Source organism: Legionella brunensis (assembly GCF_001467025.1).
Lineage (GTDB): Bacteria > Pseudomonadota > Gammaproteobacteria > Legionellales > Legionellaceae > Tatlockia > Tatlockia brunensis.
In genome coordinates this window covers 215,606-235,837 of the sequence record NZ_LNXV01000008.1, presented here as the reverse complement: position 1 = coordinate 235,837, position 20,232 = coordinate 215,606, and the positions used below count along the sequence as shown (strand labels likewise).

Sequence of the window (20,232 nt, the reverse complement as noted above, 5' to 3'; positions counted from 1 at the left end):
GAATTAAATTGGATTTTCTCTTAAAAATATCGAGAGAGGCTTTTTAGCTTGGTTTGAGAGAGCAAGGAGCGTTAGGCACAAAATTGCAGCTATGCTGACGAATAATCCCGGGGCCCAAATTGCTCCTGCCATTTTAGCTTGCTCAGCAACTGGCAAACTAATAGCGCCGATGCTCGCAGCCAATGCCCAGACGGTGGATACACCGCGACAGCGATACCTGGAGGGTAATTGTAGATAAAGAAAATAATAGAGGGCAGCGCAAAGTAGGCCATTGGCTAATACATAGCCCAAAAGGGAAAGCATCACACCAATTTTGTCGTGATATGCCGTCCAATAAAAAAGAAGAGGGGCCGCAATTATAAGAACAACCATACTCGCCTGTACTAAGCGATAAGCATGTTTGGGCTGACTAAAATAAGCAATTGGCAATGCCAACATGGCAGAAGAGAATTGCGCCAATGAACCAATCCATGCGCATTGCACCTTCGTCATTAATTGGTTATCGATGGCAAAGGACACCCAAAAAATATTGCAAATATAAACCATCACGCTCACAAAGGTACCCATAGCAGCAATATTTAAAAGTCCACGCCAATGTTTTTGCCATGGGGTAGCTTCCTTAGGCTGGGATTTTTGAAACTCTGGAGACTCTGCTAATTGCTTACGCAGCCGGCACACCCATAAAGATACACTCCCAACAATAGCAAAAACCACTCGCCAGGCATTATGAAAATTCATTGTTTGTAAAATACTTGCAAAAGCGCCTCCTACAAACATTCCCAAAGCACCACTTGCGGCAACCATACCTCCCGCCATTAATGGTTTATGCGGATGATGCTCTACTAGAAACATCGCAGATGTATTGATTTCCCCCCCGATAGCCAGCGCTTGCGCAATACGCAGTAATAACAATCCCCACGTAGCCCAAATACCTATCTGTGAATAACTTGGCAAAATACAAATACCCAATGTCGCTATACCCATTAATGCAGCAGAAAAAACCATAGGTACACGCCGCCCATTTAAATCGGCTTCACGGCCAAATAACCACCCGCCTACAGGACGCGCAAAATAAGCACCGGCAAAAAGAGCAAACGATAATAGCAGGCTATAATTAGATGCAGGAAAAAATTCCTTGGCAAAAACAGATTTAGCCAAATAAAGATAAAGAGTAAAGTCTAACCACTCTAAAAAAACCAAGGCTAAAACAAGAACTAACGCGCTTCGCTTCATGGATTATTACACTCAAAATAAAATTTATTTCCAATTACACTCACGAAATCAAAATTATACCACTTCATGCAACTCTTTAGTAAAATATGAAGTCCATTCTGGCTGTATAGATCCTTTCGTTTTCTATCAAACGCCTGTTTAGAATATTTTATTGGAATAATCATGCGATTTAACATGATTGGTGCAGGTCGATTAGGTAAAAATATAGCCAGAGCAATCATTGAAGAGCAGCTGGGTCAATTAACAGCCGTTTGTAACCGAAGTCATGAGAGTGGTCTTTTTGCGGTGCAACAAATTGGTTCTGGTATTGCTGTTAGTGCTACTAAAGAATTACCCCCAGCAGAATTAACCTTTATCACGACTCCCGATGATGCCATTTCTACTATTGTGAATGAATTAGCCCAGGGGGAAACACTCACCCCAGGCAGTGTCATTATTCATTGCAGTGGCGCCTTAAGCACTAAGGAATTGACCCCTCTTAAAGAACAGGGGTGTTTTATCGGCAATTTTCATCCTGCCAAAGCATTTAGACATGACTCTTTAAATCCTAATGTGTTTAGAAACTGTCTTTGTATTGTCGAAGGCGATAAGCAAGCTATTGATTTACTGATTGCAATTTTTAAACCATTGGGGACAACTCTTATTCCCATTAACGCAGAAAAAAAAGCAAGTTATCATGCGGCCGGAGTATTCTCTGCTAACTATCTGGTTACATTGTCTGCCGCTACCGTTGAATTATTGATTGAAGCAGGAATTCCACAAGATTTAGCCCATCAGCTAAATTTGCAATTAATGCAAAGCAGTCTTACAAACATCGAACAAACGGCTGTACTTTCTCAAGCGCTTACGGGTCCCTTAGCTCGAGGTGACATGCATACCATTGAAAAACATTTGGCTGCATTGCATCAACCTGCTCTCAATGCATTATATCGCGCAGCAGCAATAGCTACCTTGTCATTAACTAATTTAGATGTCGATAAAAAATCCGTACTGCAAAATTTGTTAACGCCTGGCTAACAAGGTATACAGAGAACTCCTCAATTAAAAATGACAGAGTTATGTAAACTCTGTAAATCAAGAAACCAATTGTTTCACGGGAAACTATCTGGCGATATTATCGTGGAGACGCTTGACGTAAAGCGTTTTTTTGACGATAGCAATAATTTGCTTTGAATTATCATATATTTGCGTGTGAAAGACTGGGAGATGTTTTTTGTATTCCTTTGTGGCTTCTTTTATGCCCACTAAGTCTTCATCAGTAATTGCAAAATCAGCATATACACGTCCTTTGCCGGGTTTAATATAGTCAATTTCCCCTTGCTTATCCCAAACCACATACTTTGGACCTAAACGGTGAATTAACATTAACGCAAAAAAGGGATCTGTCATGGAATAGAGGCTACCGCCAAACTGGGTTCTCATATAATTTTTGTTGTACCAGCGAAAAGCCATAGAAACTCGAGCAAAAGAAAAGTTCTTACTGATAGTCTCTACTTTGATACCAGCCCCCCAAAAAGGGGGATAGCAATTTAAAATAAAACGTAAAGCATTAGCCGATAGCGTCATCTTATTTTTCAGTGGCCGAGGAAGTTACCTGCAATGCCGTGACATTTTGTAATCCTCGAGGAAGCCGATTACCTCGACGACCTCTTTCACCTTGATAGTGGGCAAGATCTTGAGCCTTTAAAGTGAAATGTCGCTTGCCTGCATGCACGGTTAAAGCATCGTCGATTGCCAGCACTTGGACATCAACAATAAACTCTTCACGCTGCACAGCCTTCATGGCAGGAATACTTATCAACTTATTGCCTTTACCTCGGCTAAGCTCAGGAAGCTCAGTGACAGGGAAAACTAACAGACGACCCGCATTGGTAACACATGCAATGTGTTGTATCTCTTTATTAGCAATAAGACGAGGCGGCAATACGCGACTATTTTCTGGTAATTTGATGCATGCTTTACCATTGCGGTTTTTAACATATAAATCTTTTAATTGTGCAACGAAACCATAACCCGCATCACTCGCAAGAAGCACCCACTCTTCAGCATCACCCCCAACAAGAGCTTCAAATAACATACCATCTGAAGGATTTAATTTCCCTGTGAGTGGTTCACCCTGACCACGAGCAGAAGGCAAGGTATATCCTGGCAGGTTATAGACCTTACCCTCGGTGTCAAAAAACAATACTTGCTGATTACTTCGGGCATTGGTTTGTGCTTTAAAGTCATCACCGGCTTTATAGCTCAGCTCTCGACCATCAATATCATAACCTTTTGCAGCACGAACCCAGCCTTTTTGTGATAGCACGACCGTGATAGGCTCATTAGGCAGAATGTCCTCTTCTTTTAAGGCTTGTGAGTCTTGACGCTCTATCAATGGCGATCGTCTAACATCTCCAAATTGCTTCTTATCCGCAGCAATTTCATTCTTTACTAAAGTTCTTAAGCGCTTTTCACTGGCTAAAATCGCTTGCAAAGAGTCACGCTCAGCACACAACTCATCTAATTCGGCTCTTAATCTGATTTCCTCAAGCTTAGCCAAATGACGCAATTTAATTTCAAGAATAGCTTCGGCTTGTCTTTCACTCAACTTAAAGCGAGCCATCAATCCTTCTTTAGGATTGTCATGCTCACGAATGATAGCAATCACTTCATCAATATTTAAAAATGCTGTAATCAATCCTTCCAAAACATGAATGCGATCGAGTACTTTCTCCAATCGATGCTCTAAACGCTTTTTAACGGTTAACAAACGGTAGCTTAACCATTCCTGTAAAATGGTGACTAAACCTTTTACGCGCGGCTTGCCATCTAAACCTATCATGTTGAAATTTACACGATAACTGCGCTCCAAATCCGTCGTTGCAAACAAGTGCGACATTACCCCCTCAACATCCACACGATTTGATTTCGGCACTATCACTAGCCGTGTCGGATGTTCATGATCCGATTCATCACGCAAATCTTCAATCATGGGTAATTTTTTTTGTTGCATTTGTAAGGCTATTTGCTCAATAACTTTTGCCCCGGAAACCTGGTAAGGAAGAGCAGTAATAACGATGTCATGCTTTTCTTGCCGGTATACTGCACGCATTTTTACCGAACCCGTACCAGTTTCGTAAATATTGCGGATCACGTGATGAGGCGTAATAATCTCTGCTTCTGTTGGAAAATCAGGCCCTTTCACATAAGCACATAAGTCATCCAAACCAGCATTGGGATTTTCTAGCAAATGAATACAAGCATCGGCAACTTCTGTCAGATTATGCGGGAGAACATCCGAAGCCATTCCTACCGCAATCCCTGTCGCACCATTGAGTAAAACATTAGGTAGGCGAGCAGGAAGTAAAGCAGGCTCCTGCAAAGTTCCATCAAAGTTATCAACCCAATCTACAGTTCCTTGCTGTAATTCAGACAAAAGAACCTCGGCATAGGCAGATAGTCTCGCCTCAGTATAACGCATTGCTGCAAATGATTTAGGATCGTCTGGTGAGCCCCAATTTCCCTGGCCATCGACAAAAGGATAGCGGTATGAAAAGGGTTGTGCCATAAGAACCATCGCTTCATAGCAAGCCGAATCACCATGAGGATGGAATTTACCCAATACATCCCCAACGGTTCGCGCCGATTTTTTATATTTAGCGGTGGCTTTTAATCCCAATTCAGACATGGCATAAACAATACGTCGTTGCACAGGTTTTAAGCCATCAGCAATATGCGGCAGTGCTCTATCAAGAATTACATACATGGAATAATCGAGATAGGCTTTTTCAGTAAACTCTGTCAGTGGTTTACGTTCGATAAGATCGTTCATAAGTCTTATGATTCATGCTGGATTTGCAAAAGTATAATTTAGTGCAAATCTGGTTAATAAGGCAAAATTATTTAACGACATTGCGAATGTTTATCATGAATGAGTAACGGTTGTAATAAAAATTGCTCATTACCTGATTACGGTTAATTTAGCATAAAGCATCTTAAGATGCTAATTAACCTATACCTGGTCATGAAGAACAGGGCATTGATAGAGCATTTAAGTAAGCCTATCATTTTTTAGCTGAGTGCTTGTACAAAATTACATTTAAATTCAAATGGTTACTCAAAAATAAAATCTTCACTCAGTGATTTATTGATAAAAAATATTATAAAATCAATAACCTGATATTATTTTTTTATTTTCCCCGCTTTGCTGAAATTATCCCTACTTTACATCGCAAAATGCAATAGACAAATTTCTAGCCAGGTCATGATTTTCTGATGAAATAAACTCCAATAAATGTCAAATATAAAGCCTTAATGCCCACTTAATATTCAAACGGTAGAATAATGCTCATTCCCTTTCATTAAGACATGAAGATGCCTTTTACTATTTTTACTGATTCTCGGGGCCAATCCCATTCTATTTATATGCAGGAAAAAAATAACTCTTGTGGCATTGCCTGTATTGCTACTGTTCTTAATTTGACTTATGGTAATAATAGCTTTGATGAATCACACTTAAGATTATTAAGTCAGCAGTTTCCTAACGGCTATAAACCTCATCCAATGGATGTAAACGCCAATCAAAGAACCTTCATTGCTGAATTAATAGAACAACGTCAAGCATCTGGTTTATTAGGCTCTTCTTTGAAACTCCACTCAAATCGACGGCCAGGCATGAGATCTGACGCTATTGCTAAAACATTAGCCTCATACAATATATATGCTGACAAATCGGTATTAAACGAGATTTATAGCGCAAATAAAAATGACTATGTTGAAAAATTAAAATCGAAAATCATAGTACTTGGCATTAAAAATACTAATCAATGTGATCATTGTATTATTATTCGTGATATATGGGAGGATGGTACTTTTATAATTTATGATCCAGCTATTGGATTAGTCGAAACTAAAGATATTGAGAAACATTACGACTTATTTCCTTATTCAAATTTATTAAATTGTTCTTATGCGGCGTTAAACAATATAACAAAAAATCTCGATCTCGAAAGTGGGTGTATGGAACCCAATAGTACCGAAGTTCTTGCTACAGAGTATCAAACAAGCAGTCGTTTCTGTACGCTAATTTAATGATTTTCAAATACTCAGACAAAGAATAATACTTTCTTCCTGCTCTTGAAAAAACAGGAACAGATTGACCAATTACGAAACTTCCGTGTGAGGAATTCCAAGCTTAATTCTTCATGCATTATTGAAGATAGAATTAACAAAATTCATTTTGGACAATTTACTTCCTTTTACCACGAATTGTAACACTAACCCTGTTGGCTCAATGAAAGATATTACCGAAGGGAAAAGGTAATTTGAGGCAATTCGTGCCTCTTCCACTTTAATGCCCTTAATGGGCTGCTAATAATCACCATGTATAATTTACTAACTTTGATTTTGGTAGAAAAAAATGTCTAGAGTAATTAAGAAAGAAATTAAGACCAGAAAACTCGAAAACTTTTATCTCAAAAAGAGTGAAAAAACAAAATATGGTGGAGCTGGGGAAGGTGGTGTATATCGCGATAAGAGTTCTGGAAAAGACTATCTTATCAAGCGAGTCGCTCTACCTGGCATTACCGATCCAACTTATAGGAAGAAAAGCAATTGGCGCACTTGGGATGAAATTTTAGCAGCACGACTTCTTAAGGCAGCTGGAGTTTTGGTTCCGAATATGTTTGCTGTTGAAGATGAACATGGGGTTGTTTACGTTGCTTCAGCAATGTTGTCAGGTGTTAACAATTGTAATAAAGATAAGTTTCAGACACTCCCCTTAGCAAGTAAGGAGTTGGTTTTTGCTAGTCAGCTTTTACATTGCTGGCTTGGAAATAGAGACCTCGTCAATGCCAAGGGAGAAAATTTCGTTGTTGATGCTGATAGTCGTGTATTTAATGTTGATTTAGGTGCAGCCTTATTTTCCGGGTTTCGCCGCATTATAGAAGGTCAGGATGATATCAATTTTAATGAGAGCAATATTGAACCTTTTCTCCTAGAGAGAGAAAATAAGGAATTTGGCGTACTAAAGAACAGAAAAAATGAAAAGGTAAGCGCCTTCAACATTAATAGTACAACCGCGTTTTTCGCTACGCTCACCGCTTCTAAAGAGAATGAACGTAAATATCAGCTACAAGGTGCGCTGATGATAGCGCAATTCAGTGATCAAGATATTGAGGATTTAGTCAATAGCACCGGCCATACTAAAGAAGATAAAGAAAGACGAATCGCTGTTTTAAAAGCTCGAAAGGCGACCATTTTAGACCATATACAAAAGAAGTATGGCGAGCATGCCCTTAAAGAGGAACAAATTGCTCTTGCGTTACAACATATTTTTCACAAATTTGGACTCTATAATAAAAATGTGGAAATTGGCATGGGTTCAGATGCAATTGTGAGTTATCAAGCTCAATATACTAATGCCGTCAAACCAAACGTCAAAATTAACTCAGATGGGACAGTTATTATTCAATTGCAAGATAAACAACATCATGCTAAAGCACTACTTATTATTCAGCGTCTTGCCGGCATGAAAACAATGGACAACAAACAATCCATCACAGTTACGCCTCCCATTGATAATTTCACCAAAGAAATACACAAGGAATTAGTAGAAAATTCATTACAAGTATTTTTTTCATCCTTTGGTTATTTGTCCGATGTAAACGATGAATTCCATCACTATGCTTACAAAGGGGATGGCAGTAAAGGCTTTAGACCGACGGTAACGACGCAAGATAATGCAATCGTGATCACACTTCCTCCCAACGCCCACGAAGATGGTCAACAAGCAATCCTAAAAGATTTTAGTGCACAATTTGATCTTGAACCATTCGCCATACATCTGGATAAGAATGCTTTGCACATTACTGGCATCACTTTAGAGCAATTGGCTCATTACTTCATGCAGAATAAAGGGGTCAGAAAAACCGCGGTAATTTCAGAGAATAAAGAAGGAAAAATTTTGGCTGGAAAACTGGACCCTCAGAAGAAAGGGGTTTCAGGCTTTGCTACCGCAGGAGGTGGTTCCGACCATCCTTATAATCCTATTCGAGCAGCTCGTGAAGAAGGTACAGATGAATTCGGACACTCCATTAATATCAATGCCCCATTAATTCCGATTGGCTCAACATTACCGAATAAAAAGAAAAACATCTTTTTAGTACAACCAGGCGGCACTGCATCTAAAGCAGATATCCATATTGGTTATAAAGAATTTCAGGATAACAGTATTCGATATTATAGTTTTAGTGAGTTTAGAGAAGCCTATAAAAATGACAAGGTAAAATTTGACCGCTCCAGTGTTGATTTATATCTTCGCTTTTATCAACGTGAAATTCAGAAAGCACTCAGTCAGTTAGGAGTAAACAATATCTTAGTGCAAATTTCTAAGAAACCAGAGACACTTGGCAAAATTTCTCTAAAACCAACCATTGAAAACTATGATTATAGTTCTGCTCAGCTCAGAGTAGTCGATGCGCAATGTATTAATTTAATAACGAAATTGGTAGGTGCAGAACAGTTCAAGCGTCTTAAGAAATACAGCCAACAAGGCGACTCTAAAAAAGGTATGACGGTCGTCAGAGAATATATCCTGCTTTCCGATAACATGAATCCAGCCATTTTTCACTCGTTACTACTTAATGAAATTCAAGGAACGATGGCAGATGTTAATGAAACTCATGGGATAGATGCCGAAGTTAATGCCACGGAAACTCATAAGATGGATACTGAAGTCAGCACCAAAGAAACTCATGAAATGGGTACTGAAGTTTGCACCAAAAGAACTCATGAGATGGGTATCGAAATTGATGCCAAGAAGACTCAAAAAGTAGGGACAGAAGCTAATAACTCCGTCGAATACTCCAAGCATAAGCAGCTCGACTCACTTCGCCAAACGCTAATTTCCAAGGTGGATAACTACCTCCACTGGCGAAATCACAAGGATATTGATGAAGGTCGCGGTTATAAGTTGGGGCTATTTACTAAATTGCGTCATTATTCCCAATTTGGCCAAAATCGCGCAGAAAATTTAAAAAAGGAACTTATAGCTACAGACCCTAACGGACTTTTCTCTATCCTGAAGAAGCATTTTAGCAATCATTCAACCCTTCACAATCATTCCTTAGATACTTATTTGCTTGAGGGTGTAATGAAGCATCACCAGTTACTTAATCTCAATAATGATATTGATCTCCACATAAGCGATGACCGAGTTAAGTTACGTGAAATAATAAAAGATTGCGATTTTACGGAAGTTAGCGAGATTAACCAAGTAGCGCTCATAAAGTAATTAAGTTAGCTACATAGGAAGGCAGGTAAACATAAGAGCTTCTCCATCTTAGAGAATGCTCTCATGGTTGCCTCGTCTAAAATGCTATTTTATGTGTTTTCTAATTTTTTGAATCGCACGGATTTGTGCAACGGCACGTGCTAATTCGATAGCTGCTTTGGAATAATCCAAATCAGCACCTTTGCTTGCTATTGCTTCTTCAGCGCGAGCTTTTGCAGCAAGAGCCGCTGCCTCATCAATTTCCTCGGCTCGCTCAACAGCATCAGCTAAAACCGTCACATAATAAGGCTGAACCTCAAGCATCCCACCAGAGACATAGTAAACTTCTTGAGCGCCACCAGGAAGAGTAACTCGAATTTCACCAGGCTTTAGCAGTGTCAATAAAGGAGCATGTCCAGGTGCAATTCCCACTTCACCAAGCTCGCCGGTGGCGACGACCATTTCGACGACACCGGAAAAAATTTCCTGTTCAGCACTGACGATGTCTAAGTGCGTTGTTATTGCCATGTCTGTTTGCCTCATAGAGTTTTAGCTTTAGCAACAGCTTCCTCGATGCTACCTACCATATAGAATGCTTGCTCAGGTAAATCGTCATATTCACCAGCAAGAATTCCTTGGAATCCTTTGATAGTATCCTTCAATGATACATATTTACCGGGTGAGCCTGTAAATACTTCTGCAACGAAGAACGGCTGAGAAAGGAAGCGCTGAATTTTACGAGCGCGAGATACAACACGCTTGTCTTCTTCAGACAACTCATCCATACCTAGAATTGCAATAATATCTTTCAATTCTTTATAGCGTTGTAACGTTTGCTGTACACGACGAGCAGTATCATAATGCTCCTGACCAACAATCAATGGGTCTAATTGTCGAGAAGTAGAATCTAGTGGATCTACTGCAGGGTAAATACCCAACTCAGCAATTTGACGAGACAATACAACTGTCGCATCCAAGTGCGCAAATGTCGTTGCAGGCGATGGGTCAGTTAAGTCATCCGCAGGAACATATACTGCTTGGATAGAAGTAATAGAACCTGTTTTAGTTGAAGTAATACGCTCTTGTAGCATACCCATTTCTTCAGCCAATGTCGGTTGATATCCTACCGCAGAAGGCATACGACCTAGTAATGCTGACACCTCAACCCCGGCTAGCGTATAACGATAAATATTATCGACGAACAATAATACATCACGACCTTCATCACGGAACTTCTCAGCCATTGTCAAGCCGGTCAGAGCCACACGTAAACGGTTTCCTGGGGGCTCATTCATTTGTCCATAAACAAGAGATACTTTGTCCAGTACGTTGGAGTCTTTCATCTCATGATAGAAGTCATTACCTTCACGAGTACGCTCACCCACACCCGCAAATACAGAATAGCCGCTATGCTCAATCGCAATATTACGGATTAATTCCATCATGTTAACGGTCTTACCTACACCGGCTCCACCGAAGAGACCAACTTTACCACCCTTCGCAAATGGACAAAGCAAGTCGATAACTTTAATACCAGTCTCTAAGAGCTCCTGGCTGCCTGCTTGTTCTTCGTAGCTTGGTGCTTGACGATGAATAGCCCAATGCTCATCAGCATCAATAGGACCAGCTTCATCAACCGGACGTCCTAAAACATCCATGATACGACCTAATGTTTTCTTACCAACAGGGACTTGGATGGGCTCACCAGTATTTTGAGCTTTGACGCCGCGTTTCAAACCGTCGGTGGTACCCATTGCAATTGTACGAACAACACCATCACCTAATTGTTGCTGTACTTCAAATACTAGCTCCCCCTCAACGAGCTTTAGTGCATCGTTTACTTTGGGAACGTTATCGCGGGGAAACTCAACGTCTACAACCGCACCAATAACTTCAACTACTGTTCCTAGACTCATCATATACCCTCTTATAAAGCGGCTGCGCCACCGACAATTTCTGCCAACTCTTGCGTAATAGCAGCTTGTCGGGCTTTGTTATAAGCCAATTGAAATTCTTTAATTAATTCTCCTGCATTATCAGTAGCACTTTTCATTGCAATCATTTTTGCAGCTTGCTCGCATGCAATGTTTTCTACTACGCCCTGATAAGTTTGCAGTTCGATATATCGTTCCAATAATCCATCCAGCAACTCCTTGGCATCGGGCTCGTAAATGTAATCCCAATGATGTCCAAGTGCCTTGCTATCATCCTCAGCCACTGGCAATGGCAACAATTGCTTAACTATTGGCTTTTGCGTCATTGTGTTAACGAACTCATTGTACACAATATGCAAGGCATCAATCGCACCACTGTAAAACGCATCCAGCATGACTTTGACAACACCAATTAAGTCTTTAATACCTGGTTTATCGCCGAGTTGATCGACAGAAGCAAGAACTCGACCGCCAACCCGCCTGAAGAAAGCTTGTCCCTTGCGACCGATCACACAAAGGTCAACTTCTTTTCCTTCATGCTGCCATTGTCGCATTACACGAACAGTCTCTCGCAGTAAGTTAGCGTTCAAACCACCGCACAATCCGCGATCTGAAGTTACAACAATAACACCAACCCTTTTAATGTCACGTTGGGTCATAAAAGGATGATGGTATTCGGAGGTAGCTCGAGCTATATGCTTAACAACATCATAAATTTTTGTTGCATAAGGTTTGGATGCGCGCATTCTATCTTGCGTTTTACGCATTTTACTTGCTGCAACCATTTCCATTGCTCGAGTTATTTTTTGCGTGTTTTTAATACTCGCAATTTTTGAACGGATCTCTTTCGCTCCAGCCATATCTTGCTTCGCCTTTTATTAACAGGTTGCAGATACTGCAATCTGTATATAAATCATTGGCCGCCCTAGTCTAAGCGGCTATCAATTTTACCAACTACCAGTACGTTTAAACTCTTCTACCGCACTCTTCAATTGTGCTTCGATATCATTATCATAAGCACCTGTTTCATTAATCTTCTTCAAAAGAGTGGCGTGAGAGGCTTTCATATAGCCATGAAGAGCTGCTTCAAAGGAACCAACTTCAGACACAGGAATATCATCCAAATAACCTTTCTCTACTACAAAAAGAGAAACAGCCATGTCTGCTACTGAAAGTGGTGAGTATTGTTTTTGTTTCATCAATTCAGTAATACGTTGTCCACGCTCTAATTGTTTGCGGGTTGCATCATCTAGATCAGAAGCAAACTGTGAAAAAGCTTCTAATTCGCGGAATTGCGCAAGAGCCAGACGAGTACCACCACCCAATTTTTTCATGATCTTCGTTTGCGCAGCTCCTCCCACACGAGATACTGACAAACCGGAGTTAATAGCTGGACGCACGCCAGAGTTGAATAAATCAACATCAAGGAAGATCTGACCATCGGTAATAGAAATAACGTTGGTAGGTACGAATGCAGAAACGTCACCAGCTTGAGTTTCAATGATCGGCAATGCCGTCAGTGATCCTGTTTTGCCAACCACTTCACCATTTGTTAGTTTTTCAACTTCTTTAGCATTAATTCTTGCCGCACGCTCCAATAGGCGAGAATGCAGATAGAAAATATCTCCAGGATATGCCTCACGCCCAGGTGGACGACGTAATAGCAAAGAAATTTGACGGTAAGCCCAAGCTTGCTTAGTTAAATCATCATAGACTATCAATGCATCTTCACCACGCTCCATGAAATACTCACCCATTGCGCAACCAGCATAAGGAGCAATGAATTGCAGCGCAGCTGAATCAGAAGCACCAGCAACTACAACAATCGTATGTTCCATAGCACCATGTTCTTCTAATTTACGAACAATTGCCGCAACAGAAGAAGCTTTCTGACCAACAGCCACATAAATACATTTAACACCAGTACCTTTTTGATTAATGATGGCATCAATAGCAATTGCTGTTTTACCTGTTTGACGGTCGCCAATGATCAATTCACGCTGGCCACGACCTACAGGAATCATCGCATCAACTGCTTTTAGACCGGTTTGAACTGGTTGGTCTACTGACTGACGAGAAATAACACCAGGAGCCACTTTTTCGATGGGAGACATTTTTTCTGCATTAAGAGGACCTTTGCCATCGATCGGGTTACCTAAAGCATCAACAACACGTCCGAGAAGGCTCTTACCAACAGGCACTTCAAGAATACGGCCTGTGCACTTACCTTTTTGGCCTTCAGAAAGGGAAGAATAATCGCCAAGGATTACCGCTCCGACAGAGTCACGCTCGAGGTTCAACGCCAAACCGTAAATACCGCCTGGAAATTCAATCATCTCACCTTGCATGACATCAGCTAAACCATGGAGACGAACGATACCATCTTTCAAGCTGACAATAGTTCCTTCATTTCTTGCTTCAGAAACGACACTAAATTGTTCAATTTTTTTTCTGATTAAATCACTGATCTCAGATGGGTTTAATGCTATTTGTTCTGACATGAAATCTATCCTCTCTATTATGCGGCTAACCCAGTGCCCAGTCTGTGTAATTGTTCGAGCACCGAACCATTAATTACTAAATCACCAGCTTGAATAACCGCACCGCCTAGCAGTGATGTATCAATACTTACTTCAAGTGTTACTTCACGTTTTAGACGTTGGCTTAATGAATTTTTAAGTTGCTCAGTTTGTGTTGGTGAAAGCTTCGAAAAACTACGAACGTTTACCACGAGTGTTTTTTCTTGCTCAGCACGTAATATCTCAAACAATACCTTAATATCAGGTAGGAGCATGAGTCGCTTATTAGTAGCCAACAAGGAAATTAAATTTTCAATTGCTTTTAATTCGCTATTTCCGGTTTTGGCAAATGGGGTCATCAATAATTCTTTTTGCTGTGACTCTGTCGTTGCTGGATTAGTAATAAACTGAACTGTCGCTTCATTCATTACCGACACAGCTAAAGCATGTAGTATTTCCGACCATTGGCTAAGCTTTTTAACAGCCAGAGCATATTCAAATATCGCTTTTGCATAAGGTCTGGCAATGGTTGTTGTATCCGGCATATCAAATCTCTTTAATTAGATTATCCAATAATGCACTGTTTGCTTTCTCATCGATTTCCCGCATAAGAATTTTTTGCGCGCCAGCAACAGCCAACTGTGCAACTTCTTTACGCAAATCATCTCGTGCACGGTTAAATTCTTGCTGTAATTGCTCATGTGCAACTTTAGCTTGCTTTTGTGCTTCCAGTTTCGCCTCTTCTTTTGCTTCCTCAACTAGCTGAGCCGCACGACGATTAGCTTTCTCGATGATGTCAGAGGCTTGTGCTTTTGCTTGCTTCAACTCATCCTTGACACGGTGCTGAGCTAATTCTAACTCTTTGCGCCCACGCTCAGCAGAAGCCAAACCATCGGCTATTTTGTCTTGGCGCTCTTCCATTGCTTTAGACAAAGGAGGCCAAACAAATTTCATGGTGAACCACACAAATGCTACAAAAACCAGCATTTGTACAACCAACGTTAAATTAATTTCCAAGGTAATTTCTCCTGTAACATTCGGGGGGCGTTAAGGCGCCCCATTAGGTGTTATCAAGAACCCAAGCCGCCTAGGAAGGGGTTTGCAAAAGTAAAGAACAATGCAATACCCACACCGATCATGGTTACAGCGTCAAGAAGACCAGCAACAATAAACATTTTTACTTGAAGCATAGGAACCATTTCTGGTTGACGTGCTGAACCTTCAAGGAATTTTCCACCTAATAAACCGAAGCCGATTGCAGTACCTAATGCGCCTAAGCCAATCAATAATGCGACTGCGATAACAGTCATACCTTGAACTTGTGCTATTAAATTTGCAGCTTGCATATAAATCCCCTTAATGGACAATGTTTAAATTAAAAGAAACTAGTGATCTTCATGGGCCAAACTGAGATAAACAATAGTCAATACCATGAAAATAAATGCTTGTAGCGTGATCACTAAAATATGGAAAATAGACCATGCCAAGGCCAATAAAAATTGCGCAACACCTAAAGTTGCAGTACCAACTATTGAGGATGTCGTTGCATTTAAGGTTAGCAAGGCTATCAGAATAAAAATCAATTCACCAGCATATAAATTTCCAAACAAACGAAGTGCCAGGGAAATTGGTTTAGCAATTAAGCCAACTAATTCTAGTAATAAATTGAATGGTATAAAGGCCCAATGATTAAAAGGTTGCAATGTTAATTCTTTAATAAAGCCTTTTGCGCCTTTAATTTTAATGCTATAGAAAATAATTAACATAAATACCGATAATGACAGGGCAAATGTTAAATTCAAGTCATTTGTGGGCACAACTTTCAAATAATGAACACCCATTGCCTTAGCCGCTAAAGGTAGAACATCAACAGGCAAAATATCCATGAAGTTCATCAAAAAGACCCAAACGAAAATAGTTAAGGCAAGCGGGCCTATTAGTTTATTTTTGCCGTGGAAACAATCTTTAACCTGATTATCCGCAAAATCCAGCATAATTTCGGCAAAATTTTGTAACTTCCCCGGAACTCCTGTTGTTACTCTGCGGGCACCAAGATATAAAAGCGCGAGAATAATAACTCCAGAAACTATTGAGAAAAACAAAGTATCCAGGTTTAAAGTCCAAAACCCACCAGAACCAAAACTCATCGTTTTGACGTCGTAGGTAAGATAAGTTAGGTGATGCTTGATATAGTCTGTGCTTGATACCATTTCAGTCACTTTTCGGGCCTATTCTGTTTGTTAACAAAAAACAAGGGTGCGAACCAATGGCTCATTAACACCACGATGTAGGTAAAAAAAAATGCAAGAGGGGCTATTTTGAATGACATAAATACGAATGTAAATAAGGCAATGGTCGATACAAGCTTTAAAGCCTCTCCCAAGTAGAAGCCTTTGACAATTTGCCTCGCCGCTCTGGCCCCTTGATAGCGAAAAAGCTTTTGTGCAAAAAGCGCCGAGGGTGCTATAGCTACCAATCCCCCCAAAAGCGCGGATAATGCCTCTTTTTCACTCAAAATTAGTAGCAGCCCTAGCGCTATCAATAAACTGATAACTAGCTGCGCTAGCAGCAAACGCCTAACACCGCTGATGCCACGCTTATCTTTCACTATTTCACCCATCTTTCAACGCGCGGATTATAAAGTAATCAATCCAGATAAGCAACGACAATGGAAGCAAATATTCTTACAAATGCTATATTAGAAGGTTAATAAAGAGCCGAAAACAGGTTATCACATTTTTGTTTCTTATGGATTTATCAGGCTGCTTAACCTCTTTATTGCTATAATAATGGTAAATTATCTTCCAATTGAAGGTCTTTATGCAGGCTCGTCCAACACTGTTTGAATCAATAAGGTTTCCCAACATCCAATTTATTTGGATAGGACCACCAAAAACCATAGATCTTCTACATCCAGAAATGGACCTTGATGGTCCGCTACAGTTTTATAACTTATTTAAACAAAATGAAATCAATCATAAAATTTTTTTTTATTGCCTTGATGAATATTGCCAAGCATTTCAAGAATTACTATTCCCCAAATACAAGATTGAAATTAGAGGTTTGGAAGCCTGTTTTATGGAAAATTATGAAAAATTAAAGAAGGCTAATCTCTCTGATGCAATCACTATATTTAACGATAATAAAGTGGGTGATTTACGCGAAAAAGTAGCAGCCAAGGATTTAGCAAGCTTACTAATACTATATTTGTATGGCGATTATTTTCTGGATACCACCATTGTACCCACTCAAATGCTTCCTAAGTTTGAAACGTATGCCTATTTTCAAGCGCCTTTATTAAGTGAGGATAAATTGAATGTACTATCCTCTGAGGATTTAGGGATTTCAAAAATGTTATTCAATCAAGAAGGACCACTATCTAGCCCATTTTTTTATGTCAATTTACTAAAGGTAGGTGACGTAGATACGTTGGATCATTTCGAAAAAAAATGCCTAAAAAAGCTAACGGGGCGCGATACATCTATACCAATCAAAAAAAGAAAAACAATGGACATTGATTGCTTTATCATGTTTAGTCCACAATACTCTCCACAAGTTAAGCAAGCCATTGCCTACTTTATCTTTTTTTATCCTCTACTTAATGAAGAAAAAATAGCAGCAAAATCTTCCAACAACTATGATACAGAGATAATCGAACGTTATTATGATAGCCATAGTACTTTAATGCTTTTAGCGGTTACCAATGGATATTACTTAGTTCCTGTTAAAGCAAAAGAACAATGGTATGCTGACTTACCTAGCTCTCCTAATGAAATTTCATCACGCATTATAGAGCCACTCCATATAAAGAAAATTTTTAAAGACTCTCATACAATTAAAATTGAATCTACTACATCAAGCAATACAGAGGACGATTATGTCATTTTTTCAAATGACCCTTACAGTATTTAACGGAGTATTAAAAAGAAGACTCAGACTTAGCAACCATTCTCTCTGGTAATTGTTTCATTTCCGAAGAATACGATGATCGTACATTCTTTTTTGCTGTTATTTTTTGTTTTGCAGGAACTTTTACTTTTTTCTTCTCACTCGCTGAAGCAATATCCTTCTCCAGAGTATCCACTAATTTTTTTATAATTTTGATTAATCGTTTTTTTTGAGCTATCTCTGAAATATTCCATTCTTCTTTATTGGTTTGTTGATGAGCCACTTTATATTTTATGCCTGTCATCTCTGTAGAATAATCGTTAGCATTTAATTTCTCGACCACTTGATGAGCCAAAATATACCAATGATATTTAGCTCCTACACACCAGAACCTTCAGGCGCTATGCCCTTTCTTCGTTTAGCAACTGCATAATTAGTTTCCCTCTCATCGGGGGTCATCTTAGTTTCCTTCCTTTGACCTTTATCGTAAATCCATGAATGACTACGCCCCACTTTCATGCCCGTGTAGCGTTTGCCTTCAAATTCTTTAAATTTATTGTAAGAAGCAGCAATGTCCTCATTCTGTGAATTCGCTGATTTTTCCTTTTTTCTCATTAGACTCACCTCTCATTTTTATTCTCTTATTTTATGTTTAGTCAATAAAAAGATTTTAAAGTTCTATTATCCTTAAATCGGGGCCGACACCGACACAATAACACTTGTTCATTTGAAATATCACAGATATATTAGACCAGGACCGGATTTGCAGATCGAAAACCTTGTCCTTCTGTTTGCATCTCTTTTTCATGGCCGAATTAGTACTACTATAGGGAAATATGAGCCCCATATGCTAAAGCGTCTTACAATTGCATCTTGCCTGCTTCTTAGTGCCTGCATGGTCGGTCCTGATTATAAAGAGCCGGCAAAAATTGTTGCTGCACATTGGATGCAGTTAAATTCTACAGTTAAAGAAATACCGCTTCGCAATGCCAATTGGTGGAAAGCTTTTAATGACCCAACATTGACCGCTTTAATTTACCAAGGGTACTACAATAACTTATCATTGCAAATTACTGGTGTCCGCGTCCTGCAAACTAGGGCGCAGCTTGCTCAATCAGTCGGTGAACTTTACCCGCAGAAGCAGGCTATGGTGGGTGATTACACTTACAATCGTATTGGCGGCAGCTCATTACAGACTATTTTACCCTCAAGTTTTAAGACAGCAGCGCTCGGTTTTTCTGCCAGTTGGGAGCTTGATTTTTGGGGTAAATACCGCCGGGCTATCCGAGCCGATGATGCAACCTTTTTAGCCTCAGTTGCAGCCTACGACAATGCCTTGGTTACTCTTACATCTGATGTTGCCAGTGCTTACGTTAGTATTCGGACTGATGAAAAACTAATACGAGTCACTAAAGCAAATATTCAACTGCAGGCAATGAGTTTAAAAATCGCTAAATCTCGCTATAAAGGAGGACAAACCAGTTTGCTGGATGTGGAGCAAGCGCAAACTGAATTAGCCGAAACAGAAGCTACCTTGCCTACGTTGATTAGTGATTTGCAGCGCCAGAAAGATAAATTAGGTGTCTTGCTTGGCATTATTCCCAACCAAGTAGATGCTTTGCTGAAGAAAAGCTATGGTATTCCCAGAACGCCTCCCACCGTCGCGGTAAGTATTCCTCTTGAAACATTAATACAACGACCCGATATCCACCAAGCCAGGCTAGAAGCTGTAGCAGAATCGGAGAAGATTGGAGCCGTTAAAGCTAATCTTTACCCAGCACTCTCATTAGTGGGTAATTTTTCCTTTGCAGCGAATACCATCGGCAAGAATTCCATCAGTGATATTTTTAACTGGTCAAATCGCACCATTACTGCTGGCCCTCAACTTGCCTGGTCATTATTGAACTATGGACAGATTACCAATGCTGTGCGTGCACAAGACGCAGTATTTCAACAAGTCTTATTAAAATATCTCAATGTCGTTCTAAATGCACAGCAAGAAGTGCAAGACAATATTACGCGATACGTTGAAGCAAAAAAATCATTAGCCTTCCTTGTACAAGCCAATAATTCAGCAACAGTATCCACCAAATTGGCTTTAGTTCGTTATAGAGAAGGAGAAGCAAATTATACTACGGTAATCGATGTAGAACGGCAGCAACTACGAGTACAAACCTCATTAGCCAATGCGCAAGGGGAGGTAGCGCAGGCCTTGGTAGCACTCTATCGTTCGCTAGGCGGTGGTTGGCAAATTCGTGGTTGCAATGATATTGTCCCAAAGCACATTAAACAAGAAATGGCTGCGCGTACCAATTGGGGCAGTTTACTAAAAGAAACAAACCATATGCCTCCTGCCACTAATAAGCAGCGAATAAAGCAACTTTATTTACCCACTTGGTGATGA

19 protein-coding genes are annotated in these 20,232 nt (G+C 40.0%); 5 read left to right on the top strand and 14 right to left on the bottom strand.

Features of this window, described 5'->3' with window-relative positions:
- Window positions 1–3 precede the first annotated feature (3 nt).
- On the bottom strand, window positions 4–1,233 hold the full coding sequence (locus Lbru_RS06205) for an MFS transporter (RefSeq protein ID WP_058441310.1): 1,230 nt from the start codon (window positions 1,231–1,233) through the stop codon (window positions 4–6).
- 162 nt (window positions 1,234–1,395) lie between these two features.
- On the opposite strand from Lbru_RS06205, the gene Lbru_RS06200 reads away from it, so the two are divergent.
- The gene (locus Lbru_RS06200; protein WP_058441309.1) at window positions 1,396–2,250 is read left to right on the top strand and encodes a Rossmann-like and DUF2520 domain-containing protein; all 855 of its coding nucleotides are present in this window, start codon (window positions 1,396–1,398) and stop codon (window positions 2,248–2,250) included.
- 84 nt (window positions 2,251–2,334) lie between these two features.
- Here Lbru_RS06200 and Lbru_RS06195 read toward each other — a convergent pair whose 3' ends face one another.
- Both Lbru_RS06195 and parC read right to left on the bottom strand, forming a co-directional pair.
- Window positions 2,335–2,799: a DUF4442 domain-containing protein gene (locus tag Lbru_RS06195; protein WP_058441308.1), complete on the bottom strand. Its 465-nt coding sequence runs from the start codon at window positions 2,797–2,799 to the stop codon at window positions 2,335–2,337.
- Between the two features lies 1 nt (window position 2,800).
- On the bottom strand, window positions 2,801–5,047 hold the full coding sequence (gene parC, locus Lbru_RS06190; protein WP_058441307.1) for a DNA topoisomerase IV subunit A: 2,247 nt from the start codon (window positions 5,045–5,047) through the stop codon (window positions 2,801–2,803).
- A gap of 542 nt (window positions 5,048–5,589) precedes the next feature.
- Between parC and Lbru_RS06185 the strand changes: the two genes are divergently transcribed.
- Together Lbru_RS06185 and Lbru_RS06180 are read left to right on the top strand one after the other, a co-directional pair.
- Window positions 5,590–6,306 (top strand): cysteine peptidase family C39 domain-containing protein, encoded by a 717-nt coding sequence (locus Lbru_RS06185; RefSeq protein WP_058441306.1) that lies wholly within the window; start codon window positions 5,590–5,592, stop codon window positions 6,304–6,306.
- Window positions 6,307–6,634: 328 nt separating this feature from the next.
- Window positions 6,635–9,508 (top strand): hypothetical protein, encoded by a 2,874-nt coding sequence (locus tag Lbru_RS06180; protein WP_058441305.1) that lies wholly within the window; start codon window positions 6,635–6,637, stop codon window positions 9,506–9,508.
- Between the two features lie 84 nt (window positions 9,509–9,592).
- Here the strand turns inward: Lbru_RS06180 and Lbru_RS06175 are convergent, their stop codons facing one another.
- From Lbru_RS06175 to Lbru_RS06135, 9 genes are all read right to left on the bottom strand, one after another.
- Window positions 9,593–10,015, bottom strand: coding sequence for a F0F1 ATP synthase subunit epsilon (locus Lbru_RS06175; RefSeq protein ID WP_058441390.1), 423 nt, complete (start codon window positions 10,013–10,015; stop codon window positions 9,593–9,595).
- A gap of 11 nt (window positions 10,016–10,026) precedes the next feature.
- On the bottom strand, window positions 10,027–11,403 hold the full coding sequence (atpD, locus tag Lbru_RS06170) for a F0F1 ATP synthase subunit beta (RefSeq protein WP_058441304.1): 1,377 nt from the start codon (window positions 11,401–11,403) through the stop codon (window positions 10,027–10,029).
- An 11-nt stretch (window positions 11,404–11,414) separates the two neighbouring features.
- Complete coding sequence (atpG, locus tag Lbru_RS06165; protein WP_058441303.1) at window positions 11,415–12,281, bottom strand: F0F1 ATP synthase subunit gamma; 867 nt, start codon at window positions 12,279–12,281, stop codon at window positions 11,415–11,417.
- An 87-nt stretch (window positions 12,282–12,368) separates the two neighbouring features.
- Window positions 12,369–13,922 carry a F0F1 ATP synthase subunit alpha gene (atpA, locus tag Lbru_RS06160; RefSeq protein WP_058441302.1) on the bottom strand — a complete coding sequence of 518 codons (1,554 nt, stop codon included), beginning with the start codon at window positions 13,920–13,922 and terminating at the stop codon, window positions 12,369–12,371.
- Window positions 13,923–13,939: 17 nt separating this feature from the next.
- Window positions 13,940–14,485, bottom strand: coding sequence for a F0F1 ATP synthase subunit delta (locus tag Lbru_RS06155; protein ID WP_058441301.1), 546 nt, complete (start codon window positions 14,483–14,485; stop codon window positions 13,940–13,942).
- A 1-nt stretch (window position 14,486) separates the two neighbouring features.
- On the bottom strand, window positions 14,487–14,957 hold the full coding sequence (locus tag Lbru_RS06150; RefSeq protein ID WP_058441300.1) for a F0F1 ATP synthase subunit B: 471 nt from the start codon (window positions 14,955–14,957) through the stop codon (window positions 14,487–14,489).
- A 53-nt stretch (window positions 14,958–15,010) separates the two neighbouring features.
- A complete protein-coding gene (gene atpE, locus Lbru_RS06145) occupies window positions 15,011–15,286 on the bottom strand; it encodes a F0F1 ATP synthase subunit C (protein ID WP_058441299.1) in 276 nt (91 codons plus the stop codon).
- A 39-nt stretch (window positions 15,287–15,325) separates the two neighbouring features.
- Window positions 15,326–16,150, bottom strand: a complete 825-nt coding sequence (gene atpB, locus Lbru_RS06140; RefSeq protein WP_083500840.1) for a F0F1 ATP synthase subunit A — start codon at window positions 16,148–16,150, stop codon at window positions 15,326–15,328.
- A 5-nt stretch (window positions 16,151–16,155) separates the two neighbouring features.
- Window positions 16,156–16,548 carry an ATP synthase subunit I gene (locus Lbru_RS06135; protein WP_238583832.1) on the bottom strand — a complete coding sequence of 131 codons (393 nt, stop codon included), beginning with the start codon at window positions 16,546–16,548 and terminating at the stop codon, window positions 16,156–16,158.
- Window positions 16,549–16,760: 212 nt separating this feature from the next.
- Between Lbru_RS06135 and Lbru_RS06130 the strand changes: the two genes are divergently transcribed.
- The gene (locus Lbru_RS06130) at window positions 16,761–17,852 is read left to right on the top strand and encodes a hypothetical protein (RefSeq protein ID WP_058441297.1); all 1,092 of its coding nucleotides are present in this window, start codon (window positions 16,761–16,763) and stop codon (window positions 17,850–17,852) included.
- 7 nt (window positions 17,853–17,859) lie between these two features.
- Here the strand turns inward: Lbru_RS06130 and Lbru_RS06125 are convergent, their stop codons facing one another.
- Both Lbru_RS06125 and Lbru_RS06120 read right to left on the bottom strand, forming a co-directional pair.
- Window positions 17,860–18,171 carry a hypothetical protein gene (locus tag Lbru_RS06125; protein ID WP_131793492.1) on the bottom strand — a complete coding sequence of 104 codons (312 nt, stop codon included), beginning with the start codon at window positions 18,169–18,171 and terminating at the stop codon, window positions 17,860–17,862.
- 35 nt (window positions 18,172–18,206) lie between these two features.
- Window positions 18,207–18,443, bottom strand: coding sequence for a hypothetical protein (locus Lbru_RS06120; RefSeq protein ID WP_058441295.1), 237 nt, complete (start codon window positions 18,441–18,443; stop codon window positions 18,207–18,209).
- 232 nt (window positions 18,444–18,675) lie between these two features.
- On the opposite strand from Lbru_RS06120, the gene Lbru_RS06115 reads away from it, so the two are divergent.
- Window positions 18,676–20,229: an efflux transporter outer membrane subunit gene (locus Lbru_RS06115; RefSeq protein WP_058441294.1), complete on the top strand. Its 1,554-nt coding sequence runs from the start codon at window positions 18,676–18,678 to the stop codon at window positions 20,227–20,229.
- Window positions 20,230–20,232: the final 3 nt, after the last annotated feature.